This window comes from Methanoculleus thermophilus (genome assembly GCF_001571405.1).
Taxonomy (GTDB): Archaea; Halobacteriota; Methanomicrobia; order Methanomicrobiales; family Methanoculleaceae; genus Methanoculleus; species Methanoculleus thermophilus.
Map to the genome: position 1 here is coordinate 1 of NZ_BCNX01000017.1, position 13,554 is coordinate 13,554.

Here is a 13,554-nt window from a genome sequence, read left to right on the forward strand (position 1 = left end):
GTTCATGGGCGGCACCCTCGAGAACCCGACATATCGTGACGTCTGCACCGGGAGAACCGGGCACGCGGAGGTCGTCCAGGTGACCTACGATCCTGACGAGGTCTCATACCGCGATCTCCTCACAGTCTTTTGGAACGTTCACGACCCGACCACGCCGAACCGGCAGGGCCCCGATATCGGTGAGCAGTACCGGTCGGTGATCTTCTACCACACCCCGGAGCAGGAAGCGGAGGCACGGGCCTCAAAAGAGGAGATGAAACGCTCGGGTAGGTTTGGGCGCCCTATCGTCACCGCGATCGAGCCCGCCGGGACGTTCTGGCGTGCCGAAGAGTATCATCAGCAGTACTTCGCAAAACGGGGCGGCGGACACTGCAGGATTATGTAGTGGTTCGAGAAGAAACGGGATCGTCGGTAAAGGGAGGTCCCCCTTTACTTCACCGACTCTTTCATCTTGTCGACGACGTCCTGGAAGAAGCCTTTGCTCTTCTTTGCGGGGCGCCTCTTCCCCTCAATCTCAAGGAGGCGCCCATAGAGATCGCGCTCTTCGTCTGTCAGGCGTGTGGGGACGACGATGTGCACCCGCACCAGCATATCGCCGGGCTTCGTCTGCCACCGCACACCCTCGCCTGCAATCTTTAACCCGGTGTTGTGCTGCACACCGGCCGGAATACTCAATACGACCGTCCGCCCGTCGATCGTCTTGATCTCGACCTCGGAGCCCAGCGCCGCCTGGGCCGGGGTGATATCGACGGTCGTCTCCAGGTCGTCACCCCGCCTGACGAACGACTTATGCGGCGCAACACTGATCTCGATGTAGAGATCCCCCGGCGGCGCACCGTACTCTCCGGCGTCGCCGTAACCTTCCATCCGGAGGCGCATGCCCGTGTCCACGCCCGGCGGGACACGGACCTTCACAGTCTGCCGGGCGCGCCGGTGCCCGCTCCCGCCACAGGTCTTGCACCGGGCCTCGGGCATCCTCCCCCGTCCCCCGCAGGCGGTGCAAGGTGTCATCCGGACGAAACTCCCGAAGATGGACTGGCTCATCTGGCGCATCTGTCCGCTTCCGCCGCACGTCGGGCAGGTGGTGAACTTCCTCGTCTCGCTCCCCGTTCCATCGCAGACAGGGCAGGGCTCGACATGATCGACGGAGATCTCCTTCTCCGTTCCGAACACCGCCTCCTCAAGCGTGATGCGCATATTCATCAGGAGGTCGGCGCCGGGGCGGGGGCCGCTCTGCCTGCCCCCGCCAAATCCGCCGCCGAAGAACGCATCGAAGATGTCACCGAACCCCGAGAAGTCGGCGCTGAACCCGCCGGAGTAGCCGCCGCCGGAGTACGAACCGCGGGACGCGTTGCTATAGGCTTCATGCCCCATCCGGTCATACTGAGCGCGCTTCTGGGCGTCGGAGAGGACGCTGTAGGCCTCGTTGATCTTCTTGAACCGCTCCTCGGCCCCCGGCTCCTTGCAGACATCGGGGTGATACTTTCGTGCCAGGTCCCGGTACGCTTTCCTGATCTCCTTCTCGTCGGCGTCTCTCGCGACGCCGAGGATATCATAGTAGCTGTCCGGACCCATCGACCTCACTCTTTGACTTCGTAATCGGCATCAACGACGTTATCATCCTTCTTTGCGCCGCTTCCCGCCGCTTTCTGCTCCTGGGCGGCGGCCTGGGCTTTCTGGTACATCTTTGTCGTGACCGCATATACCGCTTCGGTCAGGAGATCCATCTTCTGCTTGATGGCCTCAAGATCGTCACCCTCAAGAGCCTTCTTGAGGTCGGCAATCGCAGTCTCGATCTTCTCCTTCTCCGAAGCGTCGATTGAGTCCCCGGCGTCCTTTATGGCCCGCTCGGCGGTGAAGATCGCGGTGTCGGCGGTGTTCCGAAGATCAATCTCCTCGCGCTTCTTCTTGTCCTCTTCCTCGTATTTCTTTGCCTCATCAATCATCCGCTGGATCTCGGACTCGGAGGGGCGGGAATCCTGCGGCTTGATGGTGATCGACTGCTCGTTGCCCGTGCCGAGGTCCTTTGCCGAGACGTGGACGATGCCGTTTGCATCGATATCGAACGTGACCTCGATCTGCGGGATACCCCGTGGTGCCGGCGGGATACCGGTGAGCTGGAACCGACCCAGAGTGAAGTTGTCCTTTGCGAGCGCCCGCTCGCCTTGCACGACGTGGATCTCGACCGAGGTCTGGCCGTCGGCAGCGGTGGAGAAGATCTGGCTCTTGCGCGTCGGGATGGTGGTGTTGCGCTCGATCAGTTTCGTCGCGATACCGCCGAGCGTCTCGATCCCGAGCGAGAGCGGGGTCACGTCGAGGAGCAGGACGTCTTTTGTCTCGCCGGTCAGCACGCCGCCCTGGATCGCGGCGCCGAGGGCGACACACTCGTCGGGGTTGATGCCCTTGTCGGGCTCCTTGTTGAGGATCTTCTTCACGGTCTCCTGCACGAGCGGTACACGGGTCGATCCGCCGACAAGAAGGACGTGGTCGATATCGCCGGGGCTCAGTTTAGCATCAGAGAGCGCCTGTTTCACCGGTCCGATGGTTGAGTCGACGAGATCGGCGATGAGCTGCTCGAATTTTGCACGAGTAAGATCGATATCGAGGAACTTGGGCCCGCTATCCGTCGTGGTGATGTAGGGGAGGTTGATGTTGGTCTTCTGGACCGTAGAGAGTTCGATCTTCGCGTTCTCGGCTGCGTCCCGTAGCCGCTGCATGGCGACCGGATCCTTGCGGAGGTCGACGCCCTCCTTCTTCTGGAACTCATCGACCAGGTAGTCGATGATCCGCCGATCGAAGTCGTCACCGCCAAGGTGGTTGTTCCCTGCGGTCGCCTTGACCTCGAAGACACCGTCGCCGAGCTGGAGGATGGAGACATCGAACGTACCGCCGCCGAGATCGTAGACGAGAACCGTAGACTCGCCTTCCTTGTCAATACCGTAGGCGAGGGCGCTTGCAGTCGGCTCGTTGATGATCCGGAGCACCTCGAGACCGGCGATTGTTCCTGCGTCCTTGGTTGCCTGTCTTTGAGCGTCGTTGAAGTATGCGGGAACTGTGATGACGGCTTTTGTTATCTTCTCGCCCAGGTACGCCTCTGCGTCCAGTTTGAGCTTCTGGAGGATCATCGCAGAGATCTCCTGGGGCGTGTAGGTCTTATCCCCGATCGTGACCTTCTCACTCGTGCCCATCTTGCGCTTGATCGACTGGATGGTACGGCTTGGGTTTGTGATCGCCTGCCGCTTTGCGACGGTCCCGACCAGCCGCTCGCCCTCCTTGGTGAAGGCTACGACCGAGGGGGTAGTCCTCCCGCCCTCGGCGTTGGCGATGACGGTCGCCCGCCCGCCTTCCATGATTGCCATGCACGAGTTCGTTGTTCCGAGATCGATGCCAAGGACTTTCTCTGAAACCATCTGCTTATTCCTCCATTCCCTTAGACACTACGACTTTAGAGCACCTGATGACCTTATCCTGCATACAATACCCACGGATGACCTCGTCGATCACGGTCCCTTCTTCTGCTTCTGAAGGAACGTAGGCGATAGCCTCATGCCGTTCGGGATCAAAAGGAAGGTTCCGGCACTCGATAGGCTTGATCCCATGCCGTTCAAGAATGGTCATAAAGAGCTTCTTGATCTGCTCCATTCCTTCCTTGAGACCCGCACCGTCGGCCTTCTCCGCCCGCTCAAAGTTGTCTACGACGTCGAGCAACTCCACCGCGAACTCCTCGATGGCAAATGTTGTACGAGCGTCGAGCTCCCGGGCCATCCGCTTTCGGTAGTTGTCGAAATCTGCCGCAAGGCGCAGATAACGGTCGTTAAGGTCATCATACGCCTTCTGCAACTCTTCAAGCGTCGGAGATGCTGCATCCGTCGTTTCATCGAGATCTTGTTGCTTCTCGTTTGGTTCGGATGTATTCTCCTGCATACGCCTTACCTGCTTGAGAATGATGTAAACTACTCGTTTTTGAATATATTGTAATGTAGTTCTATATAATATTGGTGGATAGGGCAAGAATCTGGGTTCTATAATGAGTCGATTTTTCGATTGGGCGCTCTTTCGAGAATATTCCTTCACCGATATGCAGTCCCGAATGAGGCAACTGAAGCCTCTTTGGCTAAATAGCGTCTGATTCACCCCGCATACAGGCCGGCGGGATGAAATACCCCCAAATCCGCGGGCGGCGCCAAATATATCTCCCTATCCCGCTCATGTGTTAACCATGAAGTGGGCACTGCTGTCAGTCTGGGATAAAGCAGGCATCGCTGATCTTGCAAAGACGCTTGTAGAGCATGGTTATCGGATCCTGAGTTCTGGCGGCACCGGAGCCGCGCTGGAGCAGGCGGGCGTTCCGTTCACAGATGTTTCCACCTACACTGGGTTTCCTGAGATGATGCACGGTCGGGTGAAGACCCTTCACCCGAAGATCCACGGAGGTATCCTTGGGCGCCGCGGCATCGATGACGCTGTGATGCAGGAGTACGGGATCGAGCCGATCGATCTTGTCGTGGTGAACCTCTACCCCTTCGAGAAGATGAAGGATGCGGGGTTAACACTCGATGAGATCATCGAGTACATCGATATCGGCGGTCCGGCAATGGTGCGGGCGGCGGCGAAGAACCATAAGTACGTCGCGGTCGTTGTTGACCCGGCCGACTATCCCATGGTCGCGGATGCCGTCCGGCGGGGCGGGTTTACAGCAGAAGAGCGGCTGGCCCTCGCCGCAAAGGCGTTCGCCCGGACAGCGGCTTATGACGGCGCAATCACGAATTACTTCACCGGCATTGACCGGCCGTTCCCTGAAGTCCTCACTCTTCAGTTCAAGAATGGAAGACCACTCCGCTACGGTGAGAATCCGCACCAGGCAGCTGCAGTCTATGGTGATGCCGGCATCGCCGGGGAGGAACCCCTCCAGGGAAAGCAGATGTCCTACAACAATTACCTTGACGTCGACGCTGCAGTCGGCCTGCTCAGGGAGTTCGAGGAGTGCGCCGTCGTCATCGTCAAGCATAACAACCCCTGTGGGGTCGCGACCGGCGAGAACCTTCTTGAGACCTACATCGCTGCGCGGGAGGTCGACCCGGTCTCGGCGTACGGCTCGATAGTCGCGATGAACCGAGAGGTGGGGGCAGACGTCGCCCGCGAACTCACAAAGACCTTCGTCGAGGTCGTTATCGCCCCGTCCTACACGCCTGAAGCGCTTGAGATCATGAAGGTCAAGGAGAACATGCGGGTGCTCCGTCTGCCCGAGCCGGTGGTGCGGGATGAGGTTCGGAGCATCGACGGCGGCGTGCTGGTCCAGCGGACGGAGCCCTATAAGGAGAACTGGCAGGTCGTGACGGAGCGGGAACCCACAGCCCACGAGATGCGGGCGATGCAACTCGCCTGGAAGGTCTGCCAGCACACAAAGAGCAATGCCATCATATTTGCGGATGAGAAAGCCGTCATCGGGATCGGTGCCGGACAGATGAATCGGGTCGAGTCCGCAGAGATCGCGGTCAAGAAGGCCAGAAAGTCCCTTGCCGGTTCAGCGGTCGCCTCGGACGCTTTCCTCCCCTTCCCCGACACCCTGGAGGTCGCGGCGGCGGCGGGCGCAACGGCGCTCGTCCAGCCGGGCGGCTCCATCCGGGATCAGGAGGTCATCGACGCGGCGAACCGGCTGAACGTCGCGATGGTCTTTACCGGTGTGCGGCACTTCCGGCATTAAACACTTTTTTTGAGTTATTCCAAACTGTTATATTCCCCGCCCCCTCTTTGCGGCCGAAGGTGATGTGGTATGGACTATGGTAGTATCATCTCCCGGTCGTTACGTTACACAAAAGACGCCCTCTGGGGCGAATGGTGGCGGTGGGTGCTCCTGGTCATCCTATCGCTCATCCAGACGTTCACGCTCTTTTTAGTCCCGCTCTACAGCGGCTACCTTGTCCGGGTGCTCTCCGGCCGGCGGCCCGCCCCGGACGTGAACCAGTGGGGCAGGCTCTTTGTTGACGGATGGAAGCTGAACATCATCACTCTGATCTACCTGATCCCGGTAATCCTGGTCCTAGCCGTCTTTGGGGGAATTGCAGCCATCTCAGCCATAGCGGCAAAGGGGCTGGATAACCCCGATGTATGGGCATCGGCCGTCGCGGCAGCCGTCACCGGGATCGTGATCGCAAGCATCCTCTGGATCATTATATCGTTCATATCCATGCTTGCCGTCGTCCGGTTTGCCCACACGGGGAGATTCTTCCAGGCGTTCAGCTTCGGGGCGATCTTCTCTCATATCGGGCGAATAGGATGGGGTGCCTGGATCCTTGTGGTCATCATCCTCGCGCTCATCGGCCTCGTCTACGCGGTTGTAACCGGGCTCATCACCTCGATACCCATCCTCGGCTGGATCATCAACCTCTTCCTCGGGGTGGCCTACGGCATTTTCCATGCCCGCTATCTTGTTGAGGCCTATGAGAGCGTCCCGGCGCCGGGATAAGATTACATTTTTTGGTGCAATATCGGTCTTCCTCTGCAGGGAGAACTGCACCATTTACCGATTCATGAAAAGAATTAGTCAATGAACCTGGAGGTATCCTCGCCGGTATTCATCCTTGTGGCAGAGGTGCATGCATCGACGTTCCCGATGAGCCGCCGGAAAGTCGATCGGGATAAAGAGTGATAGAGTACAGGGCACGTCCAAACTATCCATGATACATCTGACCAAATCCAGAGAGGAATAAGGACAGAATTGCGGCGATGACTAGACTCCTCTGGTGAACGATGCTGCCAGTTCTGGCCGGGTCGCCTGGATCGCGACCGGGACGGCCTACAGAATCCCTTCAACCCAACTTCCGCCCTGTCCTAGGCTCTAAACGCCACCTCGCTGTGATTTCGGGATAGTTTTTCTGCACCTCAGTTGACCAATTTGAACCGAAAATATTGCTCATTTTCCATAAAAATTGGCATAATGGAGAGGGCTATGGCAACACTTTTATATCATCCTGTCTCAGGGTAAATCATAGGGGTTATACCTATGGACGTTGGAAACATGCTGAGCGATTCGTTCGGCTATGCAAAAGACGCAGTCTGGGGAAAGTGGGTCCAGTGGATCCTGCTTATCATCAGCACGATCATATTCCCGCTCATCATGGGATATATGGTCCGCATTTATAGTGGTGTGAAGCCGGCTCCCGAGATGGGGAACTGGGTGAAGACATTCATAGACGGCCTGAAACTCTGGATCATCGGGATCATCTATGCCATCCCGATATTCATCGTCATGGCCATCTTCATGGTGCCGATATTCATGGCAGCTGACAGCGGAGACGCCATGCTCGCCCTCGGGTCGCTGGGCATCGGACTCATCGTCATGCTCATCGTAGGAATCATTATCACGCTGGTCTCGGCGATCGGTATGATCCGGTTCGCGCGAAAGGACAGCATGGGCCAGGCATTTGCCTTCGGCGCTATCCTTGAGCACATCGGAAAGATCGGCTGGGTGAACTACATCGTCGCCCTCATCGTCCTCTGGATCGTCGGGATTGTCTTTGGCGTCATCGTCGCCTTGCTGAGTTTCATCCCGATCATCGGCGGACTGATCGCACTGTTCCTGTCCCCGGTCTGGGCGATCTTTGCGGCACGGTATATGACCCTGATCTACGAGAGCGCCCCGGCACCGGCGTAAAAATCTATTCTTTTTTGACTGCGGTCACATACTGCGTCTCCTCTGTATTTCCAGATCATCGCTCTGATGACTCTGATACGCTTCTCAAGGACCAACAGTTTCAGAGAGGCATTCAACATCGGTGCCATCGTCGCGGCAATCCTCGTCGAACCGTTTGCAGCAGTATTCGTGACGAGGTACTACATCCTCATCTATGACAGCGCGGCAGCACCTGCCTAAACAATCCTCTTTTTTTTGTGAAATCCCGCTCAAATTGGCGTTCATCTATCGCCCTCCTCCGTAAGAACTTCGCAGTCTTGAGGCAGAACCTCCCCTTTGCCTGACCGGGAGCTCCCGGCAGGCACGCTCCAAGGCCAGCATCCCCGCCATGAACGGACATACCGGGGCGCTCTAGCCCCGTCCGGATATCATCTTTCGGCATTTGAGTGATTATACAAGGATTACTGCATACTTCTTCAGAAACGAACGATATCTAACCAGATAAATCCAGCATATTTATATACAGTATTCTCACATCTACTCGTAGGTAAATCCTATGGACTACGGAACTGCAATCTCCAGGTCATTTGAGTATACCAAGGATGCCCTGGTGGGAAAATGGATGCGGTGGGTCATCCTGGCGGTCCTGTCAATCGTGCAGGGGCTTACGCTCTCTCTGGTCCCGCTCCTTAACGGCTACGCCGTGCGGGTGCTTGCAGGGAAGACGCCGGCTCCTGAAGTCGACGGATGGGGCAAACTCTTCATCGACGGATGGAAGTTGAACATTATCGCGCTGATCTATATGCTCCCGGCGATCATCATCTTCGCGGTATTCGGCGGGTTTGCTATCATCAGTGCCGCGGCAAACGAGGCCACCGGCGGCGACCCGACGGCAGCAGTGCTGAGTCTCCTCGGGGGTTCCCTGCTTGCAGCGCTCATCGCGATCATCCTCGCGTTCATTGCCCTGTTTGCTATCATGCGGTTCGCCCACACGGACAGCCTCGGTGAGGCGTTCAACTTTGGTGCAATCTTTGCGCACATCGGCAAACTCGGGTGGGGAACCTGGATCATCGCGGTCATCGTCCTTCTCATCATCGCACTCATCTACGGGTTTGTGGTCGGCCTCCTTTCCATGATACCCTTGATCGGGTGGCTCATCGTCCTCTTCCTCAACGTGGCGTTTACCGTCTTCTACGCACGGTACCTTGCCCTGGTTTACGAAGAGACATCTGCTCCGATGTAAGTCGGAGGAACCCTTTCTTTTTCCCCGCCTGCAGGGCCGCGATCAGGCCGGGGCAGGTCACTTGCAACCACTCACCGTTATAAACAGTCTTTCATTCCGTCATCACCTTTTACGAACAAAACGGCATGTTTTTCCCCAAAACAGTAGGACGCTATCGTCATATCCGGTGACACACATGGATTGCATGCGCCTACTCAGCGCCTCCTTCGACTACACGAAGGAAGCCCTCTGGGGCAGGTGGATCCGCTGGTTCCTCCTGCTCATCGCCTCGATCATATTCCCGCTCATCTACGGCTACAGCGTACGGGTCATGAGCGGCGCAAAGCCTGAACCCGAGTTCGAAGGCTGGATCAGGCTCTTTATCGACGGCATCAAACTGCTCGTCATATCGATCGTCTACTCGATCCCGCTCATAATCCTCATGCTCCTTCCACTGGTGCTCTACCTCACCCCGGTCTCGACGACAACGACCCCGGCGGGGGCGAGCTCCGGCGGGCTCATCGACCCGGGGCTTGGCATCTTCGTGGCTCTCGCCTTCTTCGTCATCTGTATCCTCGCCGTCATCGTCCTCGGCATTCTTGCGACGTTTGCGGTGGTCCGGTTCGCCCGCACGGGGAGGATGCGCGAGGCCTTCAGGTTCAGGGCCATCCTTGCACACATAAAAAGGATCGGGTGGCTCAATGTCTTTGTCGCTCTCCTCGTTCTGACGGTCGTCATCACGGTTGCGCAGGTCATCCTATCCCTGATCCCGATCATCGGCTGGCTCCTCTTCTTCCTCCTGACACCGGCGTTTATCATCTTCGCCTCCCGCTACCTCGCTCTCCTCTATGAGAGCGCCCCGGCGCCGGTGTAATATCTCTCATTTCTTTTTCTTGTCCTCCAAATGCCCAACATTTAAGTAACGGTGTCGCCAAATGTTATGGCGGTGGAACCCACTATGAGTGATTGTTTTATTTGGTGAATCGATCCGCTTTTTTGACACTACCTTACGGGACGGCGAACAGACACCCGGTGTCTCTCTCACGCCGGACGCAAAGCTTGAGATTGCGACGCACCTTGCCGAGGTTGGCGTACACGTCATCGAGGTCGGCTCTGCGGCCGCCTCTCTCGGGGAGCGCGAATCCATCCGCGCCATCGCCGACGCCGGGCTTTCGGCCGAGTGCTGCACCTACGTCCGGGCTCTTCCCGGGGACATCGATCTCGCCGCCGATGCCGGTGCCGACTCTGTGCACCTCGTTGTACCGGTGAGCGATCTCCATATCAGCAAGAAGCTTCGAAAGACCCGCGACGAGGTCTCCGAGATGGCCTGGAGCGCCGTCGAGTACGCGAAGGAGCGCGGGCTCATCGTCGAACTCTCCGGGGAGGACGCGTCCCGCGCCGACCAGGCGTTTCTTGCGGAGGTCTTCCGCGAAGGAGTGGAACGGGGTGCCGACCGGCTCTGCTTCTGCGACACCGTCGGGCTCCTCACCCCCGAGCGGGCGGCCGCGATGATACCGCCGCTCTGCTTTGCCCCGCTCTCGATCCACTGCCACGACGACCTGGGGTTTGCGCTCGCAAACACCGTCGCCGCCCTCAGGGCGGGGGCGACCGCTGCCCACGTCACCGTCAACGGCCTCGGCGAGCGGGCGGGGAACACCTCTCTCGAGGAACTGGTGATGGCGCTCGAGGTTCTCTACGGGGTCGATACCGGGATTAAGACCGAAGAACTCTACCACCTCTCGACCCATGTCTCCCGGCTGACCGGGGTGCCGCTCCCGACCAACAAGCCGATCGTCGGAGAGATGGCCTTCACCCACGAGAGCGGGATCCATGCCCACGGGGTGATGCGGGACGCAAGCACCTACGAACCCATCCGGCCGGAGCAGGTGGGCCGAAAGCGCCGCATCGTCCTCGGGAAGCACTCGGGGTCGGCGGCGGTCGAGGCCGCGCTCCATGACATGGGGTATACCCCGAATGCGGCGCAGCTTGCCGAGATCGTTGCCCGGATCAAGCAGATCGGGGATGCCGGAGTGCGGATAACCGACGCAGACATCATGGCGATCGCCGATACGGTGATGGAGATCGAGTTTAAGCCCTGTATCGAACTGCGCCAGTTCACCATCGTCTCGGGGAGCAACGCGATGCCGACCGCCTCGGTGACGATGCTGGTTCACGGCGACGAGATCACCGGAGCCGCAGTCGGGACCGGGCCGGTGGATGCGGCGATCCGCGCGCTCCAGCGATCGGTTGCAGCGGTCGGAAACATAAGACTCGACGAATACCGCGTGGATGCCATAACCGGCGGCACAGATGCCGTCGTTGACGTAACGGTCAAACTCAGCAGGAACGGGAAGACCGTGACCTCGCGGGGTGCCCGGACCGACATCATCATGGCCAGCGTCGAAGCAGTTATCGCCGGAATGAACAGACTACTCAGGGAAGAGCATGAAAACCGGAGCCAGGACTCTGATTGACGCGCTGCAGCGTGAAGGGGTGGACACCATATTCGGCTACCCCGGTGGCGTAGTGTTGCCGATCTACGATGAACTCTACGATTCGTCGATCCGGCATATTCTGGTAAGGCATGAGCAGGCAGCGGCGCACGCGGCCGACGGGTACGCGCGTGCAAGCGGCCGCGTAGGCGTATGCCTTGCCACCTCCGGCCCCGGCGCGTGCAACCTGGTTACAGGGATCGCGACGGCGTATATGGACTCCATTCCTATCGTGGCGCTCACCGGTCAGGTGCCCACCGGCCTCCTCGGGAACGATGCGTTCCAGGAGTCGGACATCACCGGGATCACGATGCCGGTGACGAAGCACAACTATCTGGTCAAAGATGCCAACGATCTCGATCGCATCGTTCAGGAAGCCTTCTACATCTCCCGGACCGGACGGCCCGGTCCGGTGCTGATCGATCTCCCCAAAGACGTCAGCACGAGCGAGGTGAGGAACAGCAAACCCGTCCCGGAGACAGTCTCCCTCCGCGGTTACCAGCCCACCTATCAGGGGCATATCCGCCAGATCGACAAGGCGATAGACCTTATTGCAAGAGCGGAGCGCCCGCTCGTCTATGCCGGCGGGGGCGTGATCCTCTCGGGGGCATCTGCCGAACTCCTGCAGTTCATCGAGACGGCAGGGATCCCCATCACGACGACCCTGATGGGGCTCGGCGCCGTCCCCGGCGATCACCCGCTCAACCTCGGGATGCTCGGGATGCACGGCACCCAGCCCGCGAACTACGCGGTGACGGAGTGCGACCTCCTGATAGCCATCGGCGTCCGGTTCGATGACCGGGTGACGGGCAAGATTGAGTCCTTCGCGCCGAACGCGGCGGTCATCCATATCGATATCGACCCGGCCGAGATCGGGAAGAACAAGGTCGTCGATGTCCCGATCGTGGGTGACGTCAAAGCTGTCCTCCAGGCGATCCTCCAGCGGATGCAGAAGCGCGGTGATACGGCGGGCTGGGTCAGTCGGGTCAGCGCCTGGAAGACGCAGTACCCCCTCCGCTACCGCGATGACGGCCACCTTCGCCCGCAGTACGTCATCCAGGAACTCAGCGACATCTTGAACGGCGAGGGTATCATCACAAGCGAGGTCGGCCAGAACCAGATGTGGACCGCGCTCTACTACTGCTTCAAGAAACCCCGGACCTGGATCACCTCGGGGGGCCTTGGGACCATGGGCTACGGCTTCCCGGCAGCCATCGGCGCTCACTTCGCCCGGCCGGATACGCCGGTCGTCGATGTTGCAGGCGACGGGAGTTTCCAGATGAATATCCAGGAACTCGGGACGGTGGCGCAGTATAACATCCCCGTCAAGGTCGTGATCCTGAACAACATGTACCTCGGGATGGTGCGTCAGTGGCAGGAGCTCTTCTACGACCGCCGTTACTCCTACACGGAGCTCCCGCCGGTGGACTTCGTGAAGATCGCAAACGCCTACGGCGTCGAGGGGATCCGGGTCGAGGAGAAGGCCGACGTCCGGGAGGCACTCGAGACAGCGCTTGCCACCGACGGGCCGTTCGTCCTTGACTTCAGGATCGAGCGGGAGGAGAACGTCTTCCCCATGGTTCCTGCGGGTGCCGCCATCAACGAGATGATCGGGGTGAGGCAGGGATGAAATCGCATACGCTGAGCGTCCTTGTCGAGAACCGGGCGGGTGTCTTGAGCAGGGTCGCCGGAATGTTCTCGCGTAGGGGGTTCAATATCGAGAGTCTCGCCGTCGGGACCTGCGAGGAGCCCAACATGAGCCGGATCACGATTGTCGTGAACGGTGATGACCGCGTCATCGAGCAGGTGATGAAGCAGACCAACAAACTCATCGACGTCATCAAGGTCTCGGACCTGACGGAGCGCGAGAGCGTGGAGCGGGAACTTGCGCTCATCAAGGTTGCTGCTGAATCAGGCACATCCCGTGCCGAGATCCTCCAGATCGCCGATATCTTCCGGGCCCAGGTCGTGGATGTCGGGTCAAAGACCCTGATCCTCCAGGTGACCGGGGATACGGAGAAGATCGACGCATTGGAGAAACTCCTGCGCCAGTACGGCATCAAAGAACTCGTCCGCACTGGTAAGATCGCACTCCTCCGGGGTGCAAAGACCGTTAAGAGTTCCAAATGACTCCTTTTTTGATGTGATCGAACTGACCATCCATCGGGGTAGTCTCCCGGTTCCCCGGCGATCGTGTTATATGTTAG

General features: G+C 59.0%; 13 protein-coding genes. 10 read left to right on the plus strand and 3 right to left on the minus strand.

Going from position 1 to position 13,554, the window contains the following annotated elements; genetic code table 11:
- Window positions 1-385, plus strand: a 385-nt coding sequence (msrA, locus tag MCUTH_RS10930) for a peptide-methionine (S)-S-oxide reductase MsrA (protein ID WP_066958826.1), incomplete at its 5' end; no start/stop codon positions are given.
- A 44-nt stretch (window positions 386-429) separates the two neighbouring features.
- Here the strand turns inward: msrA and dnaJ are convergent.
- From dnaJ to MCUTH_RS10945, 3 genes are read right to left on the minus strand one after another with little or no spacing between them, the layout of a single operon-like run.
- Window positions 430-1,575: a molecular chaperone DnaJ gene (gene dnaJ, locus MCUTH_RS10935; protein ID WP_066958827.1), complete on the minus strand. Its 1,146-nt coding sequence runs from the start codon at window positions 1,573-1,575 to the stop codon at window positions 430-432.
- A gap of 5 nt (window positions 1,576-1,580) precedes the next feature.
- Complete coding sequence (gene dnaK / locus MCUTH_RS10940; protein ID WP_066958828.1) at window positions 1,581-3,410, minus strand: molecular chaperone DnaK; 1,830 nt, start codon at window positions 3,408-3,410, stop codon at window positions 1,581-1,583.
- Window positions 3,411-3,414: 4 nt separating this feature from the next.
- Complete coding sequence (locus tag MCUTH_RS10945; protein ID WP_066958829.1) at window positions 3,415-3,924, minus strand: nucleotide exchange factor GrpE; 510 nt, start codon at window positions 3,922-3,924, stop codon at window positions 3,415-3,417.
- 295 nt (window positions 3,925-4,219) lie between these two features.
- Between MCUTH_RS10945 and purH the strand changes: the two genes are divergently transcribed.
- From purH to ilvN, 9 genes are all read left to right on the plus strand, one after another.
- Window positions 4,220-5,704, plus strand: a complete 1,485-nt coding sequence (gene purH, locus MCUTH_RS10950; RefSeq protein ID WP_066958830.1) for a bifunctional phosphoribosylaminoimidazolecarboxamide formyltransferase/IMP cyclohydrolase — start codon at window positions 4,220-4,222, stop codon at window positions 5,702-5,704.
- Window positions 5,705-5,773: 69 nt separating this feature from the next.
- The gene (locus MCUTH_RS10955; protein ID WP_066958831.1) at window positions 5,774-6,466 is read left to right on the plus strand and encodes a DUF4013 domain-containing protein; all 693 of its coding nucleotides are present in this window, start codon (window positions 5,774-5,776) and stop codon (window positions 6,464-6,466) included.
- Between the two features lie 537 nt (window positions 6,467-7,003).
- Window positions 7,004-7,654 (plus strand): DUF4013 domain-containing protein, encoded by a 651-nt coding sequence (locus MCUTH_RS10960; protein WP_066958832.1) that lies wholly within the window; start codon window positions 7,004-7,006, stop codon window positions 7,652-7,654.
- A 54-nt stretch (window positions 7,655-7,708) separates the two neighbouring features.
- Window positions 7,709-7,873 carry a hypothetical protein gene (locus tag MCUTH_RS11770; RefSeq protein WP_263478269.1) on the plus strand — a complete coding sequence of 55 codons (165 nt, stop codon included), beginning with the start codon at window positions 7,709-7,711 and terminating at the stop codon, window positions 7,871-7,873.
- Window positions 7,874-8,189: 316 nt separating this feature from the next.
- Window positions 8,190-8,876 (plus strand): DUF4013 domain-containing protein, encoded by a 687-nt coding sequence (locus MCUTH_RS10965; protein WP_066958833.1) that lies wholly within the window; start codon window positions 8,190-8,192, stop codon window positions 8,874-8,876.
- A 175-nt stretch (window positions 8,877-9,051) separates the two neighbouring features.
- The gene (locus MCUTH_RS10970) at window positions 9,052-9,729 is read left to right on the plus strand and encodes a DUF4013 domain-containing protein (protein ID WP_066958834.1); all 678 of its coding nucleotides are present in this window, start codon (window positions 9,052-9,054) and stop codon (window positions 9,727-9,729) included.
- 88 nt (window positions 9,730-9,817) lie between these two features.
- A complete protein-coding gene (locus tag MCUTH_RS10975) occupies window positions 9,818-11,329 on the plus strand; it encodes a 2-isopropylmalate synthase (protein ID WP_066958835.1) in 1,512 nt (503 codons plus the stop codon).
- Window positions 11,301-12,977 carry a biosynthetic-type acetolactate synthase large subunit gene (ilvB, locus tag MCUTH_RS10980; protein ID WP_066958836.1) on the plus strand — a complete coding sequence of 559 codons (1,677 nt, stop codon included), beginning with the start codon at window positions 11,301-11,303 and terminating at the stop codon, window positions 12,975-12,977. The genes MCUTH_RS10975 and ilvB overlap by 29 nt, the downstream gene beginning before the upstream one ends.
- On the plus strand, window positions 12,974-13,477 hold the full coding sequence (gene ilvN / locus MCUTH_RS10985) for an acetolactate synthase small subunit (RefSeq protein ID WP_066958837.1): 504 nt from the start codon (window positions 12,974-12,976) through the stop codon (window positions 13,475-13,477). The genes ilvB and ilvN overlap by 4 nt, the downstream gene beginning before the upstream one ends.
- Window positions 13,478-13,554: the final 77 nt, after the last annotated feature.